Source organism: Tabrizicola sp. TH137, from assembly GCF_002855575.1.
In the GTDB taxonomy this organism is placed as follows: Bacteria; Pseudomonadota; Alphaproteobacteria; order Rhodobacterales; family Rhodobacteraceae; genus Paragemmobacter.
Window position 1 is genome coordinate 29,174 of sequence record NZ_PKRQ01000004.1, and the last position, 16,012, is coordinate 45,185.

At 63.4% G+C, this 16,012-nt stretch carries 17 protein-coding genes; 10 read left to right on the forward strand and 7 right to left on the reverse strand.

What is annotated here, in order from left to right; all coding sequences use genetic code 11:
• Positions 1-24: 24 nt before the first annotated feature.
• Positions 25-702 carry a hypothetical protein gene (locus C0V75_RS22735; RefSeq protein ID WP_143710419.1) on the reverse strand — a complete coding sequence of 226 codons (678 nt, stop codon included), beginning with the start codon at positions 700-702 and terminating at the stop codon, positions 25-27.
• A gap of 138 nt (positions 703-840) precedes the next feature.
• Positions 841-1,998, reverse strand: coding sequence for a glycosyltransferase family 4 protein (locus C0V75_RS12750; RefSeq protein ID WP_101921351.1), 1,158 nt, complete (start codon positions 1,996-1,998; stop codon positions 841-843).
• A gap of 361 nt (positions 1,999-2,359) precedes the next feature.
• Here C0V75_RS12750 and C0V75_RS12755 point away from each other — a divergent pair, with 361 nt between their 5' ends.
• From C0V75_RS12755 to C0V75_RS12785, 7 genes are all read left to right on the forward strand, one after another.
• Complete coding sequence (locus C0V75_RS12755) at positions 2,360-2,953, forward strand: DUF1285 domain-containing protein (protein ID WP_101921352.1); 594 nt, start codon at positions 2,360-2,362, stop codon at positions 2,951-2,953.
• Positions 2,954-3,730, forward strand: a complete 777-nt coding sequence (locus C0V75_RS12760; RefSeq protein WP_101921353.1) for a hydroxypyruvate isomerase family protein — start codon at positions 2,954-2,956, stop codon at positions 3,728-3,730.
• A gap of 66 nt (positions 3,731-3,796) precedes the next feature.
• On the forward strand, positions 3,797-3,982 hold the full coding sequence (locus tag C0V75_RS12765) for a zinc-finger domain-containing protein (protein WP_101921354.1): 186 nt from the start codon (positions 3,797-3,799) through the stop codon (positions 3,980-3,982).
• A 313-nt stretch (positions 3,983-4,295) separates the two neighbouring features.
• Entirely contained in the window at positions 4,296-4,733 is a 438-nt protein-coding gene (locus C0V75_RS12770; protein WP_158241843.1) for a GNAT family N-acetyltransferase, read from the forward strand.
• Positions 4,734-4,782: 49 nt separating this feature from the next.
• Entirely contained in the window at positions 4,783-7,623 is a 2,841-nt protein-coding gene (gene polA, locus C0V75_RS12775) for a DNA polymerase I (RefSeq protein ID WP_101921356.1), read from the forward strand.
• Complete coding sequence (locus C0V75_RS12780; protein ID WP_158241844.1) at positions 7,620-8,186, forward strand: YdeI family protein; 567 nt, start codon at positions 7,620-7,622, stop codon at positions 8,184-8,186. The genes polA and C0V75_RS12780 overlap by 4 nt, the downstream gene beginning before the upstream one ends.
• A 170-nt stretch (positions 8,187-8,356) precedes the next feature.
• Positions 8,357-8,542 (forward strand): hypothetical protein, encoded by a 186-nt coding sequence (locus C0V75_RS12785; protein ID WP_101921358.1) that lies wholly within the window; start codon positions 8,357-8,359, stop codon positions 8,540-8,542.
• A 300-nt stretch (positions 8,543-8,842) separates the two neighbouring features.
• On the opposite strand, the gene C0V75_RS12790 is transcribed toward C0V75_RS12785, so the two are convergent.
• The 3 genes from C0V75_RS12790 to C0V75_RS12800 all read right to left on the reverse strand — a co-directional run bounded on the left by C0V75_RS12790 (position 8,843) and on the right by C0V75_RS12800 (position 11,338).
• Complete coding sequence (locus tag C0V75_RS12790; protein ID WP_101921359.1) at positions 8,843-9,304, reverse strand: DUF1203 domain-containing protein; 462 nt, start codon at positions 9,302-9,304, stop codon at positions 8,843-8,845.
• Between the two features lie 70 nt (positions 9,305-9,374).
• Positions 9,375-9,755, reverse strand: a complete 381-nt coding sequence (locus tag C0V75_RS12795; protein WP_101921360.1) for an HIT domain-containing protein — start codon at positions 9,753-9,755, stop codon at positions 9,375-9,377.
• 5 nt (positions 9,756-9,760) lie between these two features.
• Positions 9,761-11,338, reverse strand: a complete 1,578-nt coding sequence (locus C0V75_RS12800) for a DUF5928 domain-containing protein (RefSeq protein WP_101921361.1) — start codon at positions 11,336-11,338, stop codon at positions 9,761-9,763.
• Between the two features lie 185 nt (positions 11,339-11,523).
• Between C0V75_RS12800 and C0V75_RS12805 the strand changes: the two genes are divergently transcribed.
• Positions 11,524-12,342, forward strand: coding sequence for a sulfotransferase family protein (locus C0V75_RS12805; protein ID WP_101921362.1), 819 nt, complete (start codon positions 11,524-11,526; stop codon positions 12,340-12,342).
• 406 nt (positions 12,343-12,748) lie between these two features.
• Positions 12,749-13,321: a hypothetical protein gene (locus C0V75_RS12810; RefSeq protein WP_101921363.1), complete on the forward strand. Its 573-nt coding sequence runs from the start codon at positions 12,749-12,751 to the stop codon at positions 13,319-13,321.
• A 22-nt stretch (positions 13,322-13,343) separates the two neighbouring features.
• Here the strand turns inward: C0V75_RS12810 and C0V75_RS12815 are convergent, their stop codons facing one another.
• Together C0V75_RS12815 and nth are read right to left on the reverse strand one after the other, a co-directional pair.
• Positions 13,344-14,327 (reverse strand): adenosine kinase, encoded by a 984-nt coding sequence (locus tag C0V75_RS12815; RefSeq protein WP_101921364.1) that lies wholly within the window; start codon positions 14,325-14,327, stop codon positions 13,344-13,346.
• Positions 14,324-14,968 (reverse strand): endonuclease III, encoded by a 645-nt coding sequence (gene nth / locus C0V75_RS12820; protein WP_101921365.1) that lies wholly within the window; start codon positions 14,966-14,968, stop codon positions 14,324-14,326. The genes C0V75_RS12815 and nth overlap by 4 nt, the downstream gene beginning before the upstream one ends.
• A 115-nt stretch (positions 14,969-15,083) precedes the next feature.
• Here nth and C0V75_RS12825 point away from each other — a divergent pair, with 115 nt between their 5' ends.
• Positions 15,084-15,923 (forward strand): methylated-DNA--[protein]-cysteine S-methyltransferase, encoded by an 840-nt coding sequence (locus tag C0V75_RS12825; RefSeq protein WP_101921366.1) that lies wholly within the window; start codon positions 15,084-15,086, stop codon positions 15,921-15,923.
• Positions 15,924-16,012 lie beyond the last annotated feature (89 nt).

The window sequence follows — 16,012 nt, forward strand, 5'->3', positions numbered from 1 at the left end:
GATGCTGCATCAGGCACCACTAACTCAGTGACGAGCCGCCTTCGGGGATAGATGCGCCCATTCCCCTGCGCGTCCCCGCCCTTCGCCGAAGGCAAGGCAACGAACGTCATCGGCCAGATCATCCAACTCCCGAAAATGAGAGGGAGACGGGTCATCACCTCTCAGGAGGCTCAAGGAAAAGTACTTTTGCGCACGAGCCAGCAAGGCCTGCCTGTCTTCCCAGCCATGAGTAACAAGATGAGGGTGAAGCTCGATGATGATACGGATTGATCTGAGTCGCTCCAGAACAGCATCATCAAAAAATCTGAACTCCAACCCTTCAATGTCGTAGAGAATAACACAGCCTGGCTCGGGCGCAATTTCAACCTGAAATGTGGCCTTGTCCGCGGTACCTCTTATCTCGATTTGGCCTCCCACTCCATTCCGACCCGCATTCTTGGCAGGCATGGATTCATCACGATCAGATGCCTCATAACGAATTGCACGATCAAAGAATTTTGCATAAAGTACGCCAACGCCAAAGTATCCACCCACAGCACCAATAACAACAAGAACGGAACTTCGATCTGACAACTCACTTAGCAATCTGACTATCACAGACTTTTCGCAGCCAGGCATCTTCACCGCATCATATTCTCCCCCACCAAACATCCCTCGACAATTCAACGCCTTTGAACGCTCTATAGGCAAAACGTAGTCCATGCTTTTGCTCTAAGACCGCAGATAAATTCGCATGTCATACAAATCTCCACGCCCTCAAAAAAACTAGATGGAAAGATTCTATCAATCTATGCTGCACGCCATTCTGCTTGCATTACTTTAAGAATCTTCCGATTAGGCTCATTTCACTTCCCCACGCATCGCCTGAATGATAGCTTGCTCAATCTCCCCAAAGACGCGAGTATTGGAGAAATTCCTGACAACATGCTGTTGCATTCTCGAGACGAGCGCCAAAAAATCATCCCCCTCGACCATTCCCAGCCGTATGCCATCAATCTTGTCAGCGAGTGACTGCCCCGAATAATCATCGAAGAGAAAGCATTCCGCCTGTTCTTTCGGATAAATCTCCAGACTCCCTCCCGATGCGTGAGAAACGACTGGAACTCCAACGTTAAAGCCCTCGATGGGAACTGTCCCAAACGGCTCGTTCCTTGATGGATTAAGCAGCAAATCATAATCTGCCATTCTCTCCCTGGCACTCTCTGTGAACCCTCGGAAATTCACGGGAATTTTATGCTTTGCGACCTCTGCCACGAGACTCTCTAGAAGTTGCTCATCGTAAGAATCTGTGGGTTCACCCCAAACATCCAAACAACAGTCAACTCCCCGCGCCACAAGCTCGCGAACGGCATCTAAGGCGATAAGGTGACCCTTATAAGACGTAATCCGCGCGAACATAGCCATACGAAACTTGCCACCACGGTATACTTTTGGAGGGAGTGGCTCAACAAGGTCGATTGCATTTACCACGATTACTGCGTTCTTCGGAGCATCAGAAGCTCGATAGTTGAACTTTGAAATGAAAATATTGAGGTCAACCAAAGGATAGAGAATTCTATTGAATGCTGATGAATGAGCATCGCGGTGATGTGCAATGCGTGTAACTCCGCGCGGAGCGAAAGCGAGCACGGTAAAGGCATGCCTACTGTTGGAGTAAGCTACATCAACGCCAAAGTCACTCTGAAGCTTCCTTACAAGACGGCGAAATCTCAGGACATATCTTAATGTTTCGAGTATCGAGCCGCTCTTTAGACTACGAAAATCGAAGTTCACTACAGTTAGGCCGGAATTCAGCGCCCAGACAGCGATTGGGCTTGTCGCTGGAGCAACAAGGACCGGCTGAAATCCACGCGTCGCCAGACCAAGCATTAGGCTCTTTAGTCTAATTTCAGCACCACCTATTATTCTTGCTCCTGTCAGGAATGCAATAGTGGCTCTCGGATTGTCGGACATCACGTTGTTCCTGCCATCTTGATGAGCAAACAGTGCATGACGCATCACACGATGTCCTTATCTACAAGAACGCGCTCCAACGCTACCTGCATCTTTACGAGACCGATTTCTCCGCCCAACTTTGCTCATGACCTCGGCGAAGGGTTCTTCTGGTGCTGTCAACAGAACGCGCCCGTTTGGAACATGCCGTCCCTGAAAGATCGTGTCACTGACATCACGGCCAGCTATAGTCGTCCAACACTCATGATCCTTCCATCAGACCGTTGGACCATGTGCTTTTCCCCGCCACCCCGCTATCTTCCCTCCCTGTCGCCTCCGGAAACACCGCCTCCGGAGCGGGCAGAGGGGCGGGCCGCCGGCGTGAGGGCCGGTCCGCACCGCCAGAAGAAGAAAGGACTATAGCCCCATGGGCACGACCGCAGGACGCCTTCCCGCCCCCACCGCGGACGGCCTCGCCGCCTCGGCGCAGGCTGCCAGCCGCAAGGGGCCGCCCCCTGTCCATCTCTGGAACCCGCCCTTCTGCGGCGATATCGACATGCGCATCGCCCGTGACGGCACATGGTTCTACCAGGGCACCCCCATCGGCCGCCCCGGCCTGGTCAAGCTCTTCTCCGGCATCCTGAAAAAGGAAGGCGACCGCTACTTCCTCGTCACCCCGGTTGAAAAGGTGGGCATCACCGTCGATGACGCCCCCTTCGTCGCCGTGGATTTCGACCTGGCCGGCGACGGCGCGGCGCAGACCATTACCTTCACCACCCATGTCGGCGACACGGTCCCCCTCGATGCCGATCACCCCCTGCGGGTGGAGCGTGATCCCGCCACCGGCGAACCCTCCCCCTACCTCCATGTCCGGGCGGGGCTGGAGGCGCTGATCGACCGGAAATCCTTCTATCGCCTCGTCGATCTCTGCGTTCACGCCCCCGTGGCCGGAAAAGACTGGTTCGGCCTCTGGTCATCGGGCAGGTTCTTTCCGGTGATTCCCTCGGAAGACCTGTCCTGAATGCCCCGTTTCGCCGCGAATGTGACGATGCTCTTCACCGAAGTGCCGATGCTGGCACGCCCCGACCTCGCCCGCGAGGCGGGGTTCGACGGGGTGGAGATGCTCTTTCCCTATGACCACCCGCCGAAAGACTGGCTGGCCGCGCTGGCGGGCATGCCCGTGGCGCTGATCAACACCCATCCCGGCGACTGGGCGGCGGGCGACCGCGGCCATGCCGCCGTGCCCGGCGCGACCGAGACCTTCCGCAGCAGCTTCCTGCGCGCCGCCGACCTCGCCACCCAGCTTGGCGCGGGGCGGGTCCATGTCATGGCCGGCGTCGCCCGCGGCCCCCTGGCCGAGGCGACCTATGTCGAGAACCTCGCCTGGGCAGCAGCACAGGCCCCCGGCCTGCATCTGACCATCGAACCGCTCAACCCCGATGACATGCCGGGCTACTTCCTGAACGATTTCGACCAGGCCGCCCGCATCGTGGACGATCTCGCCCTGCCCAATCTCGGCATCCAGTTCGACCTCTGGCACGCCGCCCGCATCCATGGCGATGCCGATGCCGTCTGGGCCCGCCACAAGACCCGCGTGAACCATATCCAGATCGCGGGCTTCCCTGGCCGCAACGAACCCGGCGGCGGCGGCTTCGACCTGACCGGTCTCTGCGCCGAACTCGACCGGGCCGAGTATGCCGGCTGGATCTCCGCCGAATACCTCCCCGCCCGCGCCACGGTGCACGGCCTGATGTGGCTCTCCGCCCTCAAGGGCCGCGCGCGCCTGATCGGGGCCTGAGCGACCCACCCCTTGCCCCCGCCGCCGCAGGGGATAGAATGGGTGCGCAGCTTCAAGAGGTCCGCCATGCCCATCGACGCCCCCGAAACCGAAGTCGTCACCACCTGGAAGGTGGCCTGCGACGGCGGCGAAGGCGCCCTCGGGCATCCCCGCGTCTGGCTGACCATCCCGCGCGATACCGGCTGGGTCGAATGCGGCTATTGCGACAAGCGCTACGTGATCGACCGCGATCACGCGCATGACGACCACTGACTGCGCTCGAAGAATTTTCACCGAAAATTCTTCGCCTCCCGCAAACCCAAAGAATTTTCGCCGAAAATTCTTCGTCCCCGACCCGAAATTTTCCTACGAAAAATTTCGGGTCCGCCGCGCAGAGCCTGCTTGACCAAAGGCCGGTCGCCGGTGCACCCTTGGCCCATGCTGACCCGTATCGCCGCCACGAGCTATTACTTTACCGACGCTTCATAGGCGGCCGGTCAGCGTTTTTCACCAGAAACCAGACCAGATAGGCCGCCCCTGCGGGTGGTTGGTCCAACATCTCTCGCAGCGGCGGCGGGAGATGACCATGAAGACCGAAATCCGCCCCGAAATTCGCTCCGAGATTCGCCTCGCCACCCCCGATGACCTGCCCGCGCTCCACCCGATGTCGCAGCAACTGGCCGCCCATCTGGGCGATGCGCCCCGCGATGCCGAAACGCTCCAGCGCGACGCCTTCATCCTGCCCGGCACCCGCGCCCTCGTCGCCCGGCGTGGCGAAGAAACGCTGGGCTACATCCTGATGCGCCTGACCCGCGACCCCATCACCTGGGCCTCCGGCTATGAGATCACCGAACTCTTCGTCGCCACCCCCCACCGCCGTCGCGGCATCGGCCGCCGCCTGATCGGCGCCGCAAGATTGCTGGCCGAGGCGGAAGGCCGCGCCACCCTCGCCATCACCCCCGCCATGGCCGCCCTCACCGGCAGCATGGGCGCCGCCCGCGCCCTTCCCCTCGCTCTGGCCTGAGGCAGCCGATCATGCCATACCACCCCCAGCGTGACGACGGAGGATGACCATGGGCTTCGGCAAGGGCTGCCACCTGCACCTGATCGACGGATCGGCCTATATCTTCCGCGCCTATCACGCGCTGCCCCCGCTCACGCGGAAATCCGACGGCCTCCCCGTCGGGGCGGTGGCGGGCTTCTGCAACATGCTTTTCCGCTATGTCGAAGGCAACAAGGGCCCCGATGCCCCGAACGGCGCCCCCACCCATGTCGCCGTCATCTTCGACCATTCCTCCGAAACCTTCCGCAACGCGATCTACCCGCTCTACAAGGCCAATCGCCCCGAACTGCCCGAAGACCTGCGCCCGCAATTCCCCCTCACGCGCGACGCCACCCGCGCCTTCAACATCGCCTGTATCGAAACCGAAGGCTATGAGGCCGACGACATCATCGCCACCCTCGCCCGGCAGGCGACCGAAGCCGGCGGCGACGTCACCATCATCTCCTCCGACAAGGACCTGATGCAGCTTGTCGGCCCCGGCGTGATGATGTTCGACCCGATGAAGACCCGCACCATCGGCCCTGACGAGGTGTTCGAAAAATTCGGCGTCGGCCCCGACCGCGTGGTCGATGTGCAGGCCCTCTCCGGCGACAGCGTGGACAATGTCCCCGGCGCACCCGGCATCGGCATCAAGACCGCCGCCCTGCTCATCCAGGAATATGGCGATCTCGAAACCCTCCTCGCCCGCGCCGCCGAAATCAAACAGCCGAAGCGCCGCGAAGCGCTCATCGACAATGCCGATCTCATCCGCATTTCCCGGCAACTCGTCCAGCTCAAGGCCGATACCCCCCTCGACGTCACCCTCGACGATCTGGAGGTCCGCCCCCCTGAACCCGAGGCGCTGGTCGGCTTCCTCAACCAGATGGAATTCCGCACCCTCACCCGCCGCGTGGCCGACAGTCTCAAGGTCTCCCCCCCCGCCCCTCTGCCCGAAGGCAAGGGCACGAACCTGAACCACCCGGAACCCGCCCCCGGCCCCGACCGCCTGCCCTTCGACCACGCCGCCTATGAGGCGATCACCACCGCCGATGCCCTGCACAGATGGATCGCCACCATCCGCGACCACGGCACCGTGGCGGTGGACACCGAAACCACCTCGCTCGATGAAATGCGGGCCGAACTTGTCGGCATCTCCCTCTCCGTCACTGCCGGAAAGGCGGCCTATATCCCCCTGACCCATCGCTCCGGCACGGATGACCTTTTCGGCACGTCCCAACTCGCCAAAGGCCAACTGCCGATCGACGATGTTCTGGCCGCCCTCAAACCCGTCCTCGAAGACCCGGCCATCCTCAAGATCGGCCAGAACATGAAATACGACTGGAAGATCTTCGCCCGCCATGGCATCCGCATCACCCCCTTCGACGACACGATGCTCATGTCCTCCGCCCTCCATGCCGGGCTGAACTCCCACGGCATGGACGCCCTCTCCGAAACCCATCTGGGCCACCTGCCCATCCCGATCAAATCCCTCCTCGGCACCGGCAAATCTGCCGTCACCTTCGACCGGGTCGCCATCCCCGATGCCGTGAAATACGCCGCCGAAGACGCCGACATCACCCTCCGCCTCTGGCAGCATTTCAAGCCGCAACTCCATCGCGGCCATGTCACCACCGTCTATGAGACCCTCGAACGCCCCCTCGTCCCCGTGCTGGCGGAAATGGAAATGGCGGGCATCCAGGTGGACCGCGACACCCTCTCCCGCATGTCCAACGCCTTCGCGCAAAAGATGGCGGGGCTGGAGGCCGAGATTCAGGATATCGCCGGCGAACCCTTCAATGTCGGCTCGCCCAAGCAACTGGGCGAAATCCTCTTCGACAGGATGCAGGTCCCCGGCGGCGAAAAGGGCAAGACCGGGGCCTATGCCACCGGGGCCGACATCCTCGAAGACATCACGACGCTGGAAGACACTCACCCCGATGCCGCCCGCCTCGCCGCCCGCGTCCTCGACTGGCGGCAGATCGCGAAACTGAAATCCACCTATACCGACGCGCTTCAGGATCACATCCACCCGGAAACGGGCCGCGTCCACACCTCCTATTCCATCACCGGGGCGGTGACGGGCCGCCTCTCCTCCACCGACCCGAACCTCCAGAACATCCCCGTCCGCACGGAAGAAGGCCGCCGCATCCGCGAGGCTTTCGTCGCCCCCAAAGGCCGCCTCCTCGTCTCGCTCGACTACAGCCAGATCGAGCTGCGCATCCTCGCCCACATCGCCGACATCCCCGAATTGCAAAAGGCTTTCCGCGACGGGCTCGACATCCACGCCCTCACCGCCTCCGAGATGTTCAACGTCCCGCTCGACCAGATGACCTCCGACATCCGCCGTCAGGCCAAGGCCATCAATTTCGGCGTCATCTACGGCATCTCCGGCTTCGGCCTCGCCCGCAACCTCCGCATCCCGCGGGCCGAGGCGCAGGGTTTCATCGACCGCTATTTCCAGCGCTTCCCCGGCATCAAGGGCTATATGGACGCCACCGTGAAAGAGGCGCAGGCGCGCGGCTTCGTCACCACCCTCTTCGGGCGCAAGATCCACACGCCCGAAATCAATGCCAAGGGCCCCACCGCAGGCTTCGCCAAACGCGCCGCGATCAACGCCCCCATCCAGGGCACCGCCGCCGATGTCATCCGCCGCGCCATGATCCGCATGCCCGCCGCCATCGAAGGCCTCCCCGCGCGGATGCTCCTGCAAGTCCATGACGAACTGCTGTTCGAGGTGGACGAAGACGCCGCCCCCACCCTCGCCGCCCGCGCGAAAGAGGTGATGGAGGCCGCCGCCCATCCCGCCGTCCATTTCAAGGTCCCGCTGATCGTCGAGGCAGGCCAAGGCCGCACATGGGCCGAGGCGCATTGAAACAGCCCGCCCCCCTCACCTTCGCCACGCAGGACGAATGGAACTTCTGGCTCTCCATGCGCCATGACAAGGCCGCCGAGATCTGGCTGCGCATCCCGAAGAAAGCCACGGGCGAGGCCTCGATCGACTGGGAACAGGCGATGGAAGAGGCGCTCGTCTGGGGCTGGACCGACGCCCAGAAGAAACCCGACGGCCCCAACCACATGCTGCACCGCTTCACCCCCCGCCGCCCCGGCAGCCCATGGTCCCCCAAGGCCCGCGCCACGGCGGAAAAGCTGATCGCCGGCGGCTGGATGGAAGAGGCGGGCCTGGCCGAGGTCGCCCGCGCCCAGGCCGATGGTCGCTGGGCCGCCGCCTATGCCGCCGAAAAACCGACCGAGATCCCCGACGACGTCCTCACCACCCTCGCCATCGCCTCCGAAGCCGCCCAGGCCGCCTTCACCGCCCTGCCGCACAAGGCCCGCGCCGCCCTCGCCTTCCGCCTCGCCACCGCCAAATCCCCCTCCGTCCGCGCCCGCCGCATCGCAGATTTCATCGCCGGGCTGGACCGGGGCACCCCATGATCGCCACCTGGCCCGACCTCCGCGCCTTTGCCCTTGCCCTCAACCTCCCCGAGGTCACCCTCGCCACCCCCTAGGGGCATGAGGCGCTCAAGGCCCATGGCAAGCTCTGGTGCTTCTGGTCCCCCTATGAAGACACCGCCGTCTTCAAGGCCGGGCGCGAGGAACGCGAGATGCTGATGCAGGCCGACCCCGCGACCTTCTTCCTCCACCCCCATTACATCCCCCACAATCTCGTCCTCGTCCGCGCCGGACGGATAGACCCGGCCTGGGCCCGCCCTCGCCTGATCCGCCACTGGCGCGAAGCCGCCCCGAAACGATGGCTCAAGGCCTGGGACGCGGCCAATCCCCACCCCTGACTCCGCCCCTTCATCTTGGCCCAAATACTCGCAGGGGGTGAATGGCCGCGCAGCGGACAGAGGGGGCGGCACGCCCCCTGACGCGGAGCGGGACGCGCCCCCGCGCGGCCCGCGACCAAAAAGGCTTGCGCGGCCCCCGAAAGGGGGGCGCGCGCCGCCGGATCACCGCCCCTCACCGCGCCCGGTTAACCTTAACGCGTCATCAACCCAACGCCCGCCGCGTGGCCACAGTTTGCGGCACAGAATGCGGCACAGAACAGGGCACAGCCGTTTCCGGGTCAGAATTCCCGGATTGAAACTTTAACCCCGCTCCACCCGGAGCTGAAAACAATTGTTCCGCGCCGATCGGACATGCACGAAATCCACCCCCGGCATCTCAAGCAGTTCTGCCGCCCGCGCCGGAATCCGCCCCGTCGGAACCACCCCGCCCGTGCCATAGACGATCCGCTCATCCGCCCCATATCCCCGGACGATGTAATCGGGCGAGGCAAGGATTTCAGGCACATCCGCCCCGCCCCCCGCCTCGCATTCCTCCGCGCACAGGAAGATCGGCCCCGTCTCCGCATAGGGCTGCACCGCGCCAAAGGGCCGATGCGCCAGCACCAGCATTTCCTTGCCCTCCGGGATCATCCGCAGGCAATGGCGGCAGGGGTTTCCACCCCCGTCCGAAACCTTCCGCTCAGGCAAAAGCCCATAGGAATCAACACCCCCCGCCTGATAGTGGCGGGCAATCCCGGTCGGGATGGGAACAAAGCGCAGCATGGCAAACCTCCATCAGAAGGCCCCCATCCTGCCCGTCAGGACGCGCCCGCGCGACCCGATCCTTGCGCTTTCACTCGCGCGACAGCATCCGCCCCAGGGGCGCGCCCCCCACGATATGCAGGTGGTAATGCGGCACTTCCTGCCCGCCATGCCCGCCCGCATTGGTGATCCCGCGATAGCCCGCCCCGCCATCGCCAAGGCTCACCCCCAGCATGGCGCAGACACTCGCCGCGGTGCGGTGGAAATCCACGATCTCGGCATCGCTCGCCTCGGCGCAGAAATGATCGAAGGTGACATAGGGCCCCTTCGGGATCACCAGCACGTGATGCGGCGCCTGCGGGTTGATGTCGTGGAAGGCCAGCGTGTGATCCGTCTCGATCACCGTCTTGTTCGGGATCTCGCCGCGCAGGATGCGGGCGAAGATATTCGTCGGGTCATAGCTGTGCGGCATGTCTGTCAATCCACGAAAAGATGTCCGGTCGCTGCGATCTCTCGCGCCTTTTCCACCGGAATATCAAGGAATTCCGCCAAAGGCAGCGTGTTTTCATCCACGCTCGCGCTCTGCCGGATGCGATGGAATCCGGGGAAGTTCGCATCCCGGATGCGGTCGCTCTCGAACTTCACGTCATAGCGGATCGTCGGCAGCAGCCGGTCGATCGTCTCCTTCGGCGTGCGATCCCCGGCCAGCCCGACCCGCCGCGCATGGCCGATCAGATAATCGTCGGTGAAATCGCATTCGATCTCCAACAGACGCACCGCCGCCTTGTCGTTATAGAAATCCTGCATCAGGTCCACATTGGCCGGGTCGATGCAGAACAGCAGCCGGTCCGTCTGCCAATAGTCGAACAGCATCCGCACCAGCGCCCGCCGGTGCCGCGTCCGTTTCTCCAGCGTGGTCTGGATGCCGCCCAGATCGGGCAGCGGCGTCGCCCCCTCGTTGAACAGATAGTCGATGGCGGGCAGGTTCGTCACATCCCGCACCCGCTCCACCAACCGCTTGGCGACATGCCATTTCTTGCAGGTCACCATCATCAGGGTCCGCTCCCGGCCGAGCGAGGCCTCGCGTTCCCAGAACCGAGGCGCAAAGCGCCGCCCCACCCGGCCCCGCCCCGTCAGGAACCGGAACAGGCTCCGCCCCTCGTTCGAGATGGTGAACTGCACCCCGCGCGACGCATAAAGCTTGCCCAGCCGCTCCTTCAGATCCTTCGCATCCGCCGAAACCTTCCGCGCGAACAGGTAATCCTGGCTCAGCAGCAGGTCGTAATGGTCGTTGTAGAAAGTCACCGGCATCCCGTAATCGGTGAACATCAGGAAGGTCAGCGTCCGCGACCGGATCTCCGCCTCCGGCACCAGATGGCGCACCAGCGTCTGGAAAAAGGTCTCGTCCGGAATCCAGGTCGTGCGGAAGAACCGCATCACATCCTTGCGCTGGCGGCAGAAGTCCAGCACCGCCTCCACCGTCCGCCGCCGCAGGCACCACCACTGGCTGCCGATCATGATCTGCAAATCCGCCGGCACCTGCCGCGCCAGCCCCAGCCGCTGCTGCACCTGCATGGACCCGTAGAACAGCCGCTTCTGCGCGCGTTCGTTGAACCAGTGCCGATAGATCAGCCGCTCTTCCTTGATCCCGGTCTTGATCCAGTCCGAGGTGAAGAAATCAAAGCTTTCGATGTAGTCCAGTTCCTCGCGGTCCAGGAAGGCATGGGCATATTCCGCCGATTTGATCGGCATGCAGTCCCCCGACAGCATGTAGAAATGCGTCGCATAGGGAAAGGCCTCCACCGCCGCTTGCGTGGCAAGGATCGTGGCCTCCACAAGGCTCCACTCACCCCAGCCGCATTTGATCCGCTTGCGCGCAAAAGTGACCGATCCGTTGCCCTTCAACGCGGTCTGGATGCGCTCGAAAGCCTCGCGCGGGGCGCGGGCGTCGAAATGGATCGAAACGAAATCCCCCGCCGCCGTCAGGCGCTGCGCCTGGGCGACGATCCCGTCCGGGTCTTTGTGACACAACAGGATATAGGCGATCTTGGCCATGGAACCCGAACAGCTAGGGTGCGTTAAGTGTCACGTCTAGGACAAATAACGTCAACGGTCATTGAACAAACATGCTTTCTTTGCTTTTTTGTGGCCACTCGGCAAGCCAACACATGCTATGCGTGTATTGAATCGAGCATTGGAACGGGCACGTCAGATGTCCCGGCGATTGGAGGCAGAGCGGCATGGGTTTTCCCGGAATCTGGATGACGGAAAGCGAAAGCGTGGTCTATCGGGTGGTGCCGAAATGCGCCTGCTCGTCCATCGGCCAGATCATGTTCTATTCCGACCATGGCCGCTTCTTCGACGGCGATATCCATGACGCCACCGACGGCCTGCACAAATGGGCGCTCGAACGCAGCCAGCCGGTGATCGAATCCGTGGTCAAGGGCCACAAGGCCTATGCCTTCACCTGCGTCCGCAATCCCTACACCCGCGTGCTCTCCTCCTTCTTCGACAAGATCTGCGGCATCCAGCGCAACGGCAAACGCTATCGCGGCAACCTCGTCCCCATGCTCGTGCAGAAATACGGCGTGCAGGTCGGGGGCGAAGACGGCAAGGAAGAGTTCGACCAGATTGCCAGCTTCCGCCGCTTCCTCCTCTTCGTGCGCGACACCATCCGTTTCCGCAAACCGATGGAACCCGATATCCACTGGTCCTCGATGTCGGGCCATATCTCCACCTTCATCGTGAATGGCGGGCGCTACGATCACATCTTCTTCACCGAGAAATTCGATGCCGGGATGCAGACCGTGCTCGACAACATCAAGACACGCCACAAGGTGAACCTGAAGAAGATCCCCAAGTTCAACGAAAGCGAAGGCCACGGCCCCAAGCGCCTGCATCCGGTCGAGGATTACTTCGACGATCTCTCCCACCACCTGATGTGGGAGATCTACAAGAAGGACTTCCAGCTCTTCCGCTACGATTTCGACGATCCGTCGAACAAGATGCCGAAGGGCGAGGTCGATCTCGACGAGGTCCACGCCAAGCTCGGCGACTGAGTCGCCCTGCGACACGCGGGCCAGGCGCGAAAGCCGGGCCCTTCGCCCGCGCGGCCCGGCTCGCGGCCACCGCCGCCCTCGGCGAAAATCCCCGCCTTGATAGGCGGAAAGACCGTCACCCCCGCCCCGCGTCCCCCCCACCGCACCACGGCCCCATAAACGCATGCAGGGCAATTACGTAATATACGTAAACAAATCCTTTACGGCGGTTTCCCCCACCCAGCCCCGGCCCGTTCCGGCAGAACCCCGCCGGGGCTGGGCTTGGCAGCAGGACATCTGAGGTTGAGTGTCACTGGCACGTTCCGCCCCAACGGCGGCGGATCGCGGGGCAAAGGACCCCAGACCCGAACACCGGACATAGAACACCGGACCCAAAACACCGGACACAGACAAGGAACCCCACCTGATGGACATGCTGCTCGTCACGGATTTTCTCCGCTTCTCTCACCTCCTCGCCGTCTGCCTCGGCCTCGGTGCCTCGATCACTGCCGATCTCTACATCTTCAACCGCCTGCGCACCCCGCTGACGCGCGAGATGATGGCCACACTCCACCGCACCCATGGCATCGTCTGGGCCGCGCTTGGCCTGATGTGGATCACCGGGCTCGGCCTCCTCTTCATCCGCACCGGCTTCGACCCTGCCGCCTTCACACCAAAGCTGATTGCCAAGCTCGGGACCGTGGGCCTTCTCACGCTCAACGCCCTCTTGATCGGGGCGATCGCCATGCCCATGCTGGAAGGCCGCCTCGGCCGCTCCATCGCCGCCTTTCCGACGGCGCTGAAACTCCGCTTCGCCCTGATCGGCGGGATATCGGCGGCCAGTTGGCTCCTTGCCCTCGCCATGGGCGTCAGCAAGGCCCTCGCCCGCAGCGGGACAGAGGTCTTCATCCTCATGCTGCCCGCCGCCTATGCCACGGCGCTCGTCGCCACGGCCATCGTCCTGCTGTCACGCCCCATGACAGGCAGCCGCACCGCCTGACGGGCCGAAGGGGGGCTGATCCTCAGATCAGCCCTTCCTTGCGGAACAGCACTTTCAGATCCGTCTCCGGCCGCGCGCCGAAATGGCTGATGACCTCTGCCGCCGCGACACAGCCCATCCGCCCCGCCACCGCCAGCGCCTGCCCCGTGGCCAGCCCATAAAGGAACCCCGCCGCGAACTGGTCGCCCGCCCCCGTGGCATCCACCGGAACCACACGCCGCACAGGCACCGTCACCGTCTCATCCCCCCGCACGAGGATCACCTCATCCCCCGACCGCGTGCAGACCACCACCCCCGCATCGGCCGCCGCCTGTTCCAGCGCCGCCGACAGGTCGGTCTGATAGAGCGAACACCACTCGTGTTCGTTCCCGATCACGTAGTCGAGTTCCTTCACCAGCCGCCGGAAATCCTCCCGATGCCGGTCCACACAGAACGGGTCCGACAGGGCGATCCCCGCCTTGCCACCCGCCCCGCGGCACAGCTTCGCCGCGCGTTCAAAGGCCTGCTTCCCCTTCGGCTTGTCGTAAAGATAGCCCTCAAGGAACAGCAGCACCGCCTCCCCCGCCACCGAATCCGACACATCCTCCGGGCCAAGCTCGGACGAAATCCCCAGATAGGTGTTCATCGACCGCTCCCCGTCCGGCGAGACGAAGATCATCGACCGCGAGGTCGGCAATTCGCCCCCCGCCACCGGCGGATTCGGGAAGGCCGTCCCGCTCTCGGCCATGGACTTCGCATAGAACCGCCCCAGCGCATCGTCATGCACCCGTCCGATGAAGGCCGTCCGCAGGCCCAGATTGCCCAGGCCCGCGATGGTATTGGCCACCGACCCGCCGGGGGCCTGCACCCGCTCCTTCATCGCGGCATACAGCAACTCGCCCCGCTCGCGCTCCACAAGCTGCATGATGCCCTTCTCAATGCCCATCATCTCGATGAAACTGTCATCGGCCTGGGTGAACACATCGACGATGGCATTGCCGATGCCGACGACATCATAGGTCTTCATTCGGTCTTTTCCTCATACAGGCAAAGGTCGGCAATCGGGCAGATGCCGCATTTGGGTTTGCGCGCCACGCAGATATACCGTCCATGCAGGATCAGCCAGTGATGCGCGTGCAACTGGAATTCGGCGGGAACATGGTCCTCGATGGCCCGCTCCACCGCCGTCTCGTCCTTCCCCGGCGCGATGCCGCTGCGGTTGCCAAGGCGAAAGATATGCGTGTCCACCGCCTGCGCGGGCTGCTTGAACCACATGTTCAGAACCACATTCGCCGTCTTGCGCCCCACGCCGGGCAGCGATTGCAGCGCCGCCCGCGACGACGGCACCTCACCGCCAAACTCCTCGATCAGGATGCGGCACAGCTTGATGACGTTCTTCGCCTTGTTCCGGTAAAGCCCGATCGTCTTGATATGCTCGATCAGCCCCTCTTCGCCCAGGGCCAGCATCTTTTCGGGCGTATCGGCCACCGCGAACAGCTTCCGCGTCGCCTTGTTCACCCCCACATCGGTCGCCTGCGCCGACAGCGCCACCGCCACCAGCAGGGTGAAGGCATTCACATGCTCCAACTCCCCCTTCGGCTCCGCCTCCAGCGCGTGGAAGCGGGTGAAGATCTCCTTCATCGGGGCATAGGAAAGCTGCTTGGCCATGCCCTTGGCTTAAGCGACGGTGCCGCAGCGGACAAGGCGGGAACGGGGCGGGATGCGCAGAATCCGGGTCGCCTGTGGCCGCCCGCGCCCATAGATTGGGGCCAAGGAGACCGCCATGACCGATCAATCCCCCGCCTATCACTACGCCGTCATCGCCCGCGCCCTGAAGGTGATCGACGAAGGCGGCCCCGCCCTCACGCTCGAAGACCTTGCCGCCCGGATGGACATGTCCCCCGCCCATTTCCAGCGCACCTTTTCGCAATGGGTCGGCATCTCGCCCAAGCGCTATCAGCAATACCTGACACTGGATCACGCCCGCCGGATGCTGGCCGAACGCTTCACCACACTGGAGACCGCCCTCGCCACCGGCCTGTCCGGCACCGGCCGCCTGCATGACCTCTTCCTGACATGGGAAGCCATGACCCCCGGCGACTTTGCCCGCGGGGGCGAAGGCCTGACCATCCGCTGGGGCTGGTTCGATAGCCCCTTCGGCCCCGCCATCGTCATGGGCACCGACAGGGGGCTCTGCGGCATGGGTTTCGCCGCCGAGATGGGGGCGGAGGCCGCCTTCGAAGACCTGCTTCGCCGCTGGCCCAAAGCGACCTTCGTGGAAGACCCAACCGCCCTGCGCCCCTGGGTGCTGGATGCCTTCGGGACCGACGGCATGGGCAGGACCCCCCTTCACCTGATCGGTGCGCCCTTCCAGATCAAGGTCTGGGAGGCATTGCTGCGCATCCCCACGGGCCATGTCACCACCTACAGCGAAATCGCAGGCACCATCGGCAATCCCAAGGCCGTCCGCGCCGTCGGCACCGCCGTCGGGCGCAATCCGATCAGCTTCCTCATCCCCTGCCACCGCGCGCTGCGGCGCGACGGCGCCCTCGGCGGCTATCACTGGGGCCTGCCGGTCAAGCGCGCGATCCTCGCCTGGGAATCCGCACGCACCGGGATGTGATGCGCGGATTGTTGCCGCGCCGGGGCCGATCCTATCCAGCCCGGCGCGCCCTTGGTATAATGACGCCCTGCGCCCGCAAGCCCGGGCCA

What these genes read in the sequence shown, in the direction of transcription:
- C0V75_RS12810 (WP_101921363.1), top strand. Translation starts at nt 12,749, where the DNA reads ATGGACATGCTGCTCGTCACGGATTTTCTCCGCTTCTCTCACCTCCTC.
- C0V75_RS12795 (WP_101921360.1), bottom strand. Translation starts at nt 9,755, where the DNA reads ATGCCGCACAGCTATGACCCGACGAATATCTTCGCCCGCATCCTGCGC.
- C0V75_RS12815 (WP_101921364.1), bottom strand. Translation starts at nt 14,327, where the DNA reads ATGAAGACCTATGATGTCGTCGGCATCGGCAATGCCATCGTCGATGTG.
- C0V75_RS22735 (WP_143710419.1), bottom strand. Translation starts at nt 702, where the DNA reads ATGGACTACGTTTTGCCTATAGAGCGTTCAAAGGCGTTGAATTGTCGA.
- C0V75_RS12790 (WP_101921359.1), bottom strand. Translation starts at nt 9,304, where the DNA reads ATGCTGCGCTTTGTTCCCATCCCGACCGGGATTGCCCGCCACTATCAG.
- C0V75_RS12825 (WP_101921366.1), top strand. Translation starts at nt 15,084, where the DNA reads ATGACCGATCAATCCCCCGCCTATCACTACGCCGTCATCGCCCGCGCC.
- C0V75_RS12800 (WP_101921361.1), bottom strand. Translation starts at nt 11,338, where the DNA reads ATGGCCAAGATCGCCTATATCCTGTTGTGTCACAAAGACCCGGACGGG.
- C0V75_RS12770 (WP_158241843.1), top strand. Translation starts at nt 4,296, where the DNA reads ATGAAGACCGAAATCCGCCCCGAAATTCGCTCCGAGATTCGCCTCGCC.
- C0V75_RS12805 (WP_101921362.1), top strand. Translation starts at nt 11,524, where the DNA reads ATGGGTTTTCCCGGAATCTGGATGACGGAAAGCGAAAGCGTGGTCTAT.
- C0V75_RS12755 (WP_101921352.1), top strand. Translation starts at nt 2,360, where the DNA reads ATGGGCACGACCGCAGGACGCCTTCCCGCCCCCACCGCGGACGGCCTC.
- C0V75_RS12765 (WP_101921354.1), top strand. Translation starts at nt 3,797, where the DNA reads ATGCCCATCGACGCCCCCGAAACCGAAGTCGTCACCACCTGGAAGGTG.
- nth (WP_101921365.1), bottom strand. Translation starts at nt 14,968, where the DNA reads ATGGCCAAGCAGCTTTCCTATGCCCCGATGAAGGAGATCTTCACCCGC.
- polA (WP_101921356.1), top strand. Translation starts at nt 4,783, where the DNA reads ATGGGCTTCGGCAAGGGCTGCCACCTGCACCTGATCGACGGATCGGCC.
- C0V75_RS12785 (WP_101921358.1), top strand. Translation starts at nt 8,357, where the DNA reads ATGCTGATGCAGGCCGACCCCGCGACCTTCTTCCTCCACCCCCATTAC.
- C0V75_RS12760 (WP_101921353.1), top strand. Translation starts at nt 2,954, where the DNA reads ATGCCCCGTTTCGCCGCGAATGTGACGATGCTCTTCACCGAAGTGCCG.
- C0V75_RS12750 (WP_101921351.1), bottom strand. Translation starts at nt 1,998, where the DNA reads ATGCGTCATGCACTGTTTGCTCATCAAGATGGCAGGAACAACGTGATG.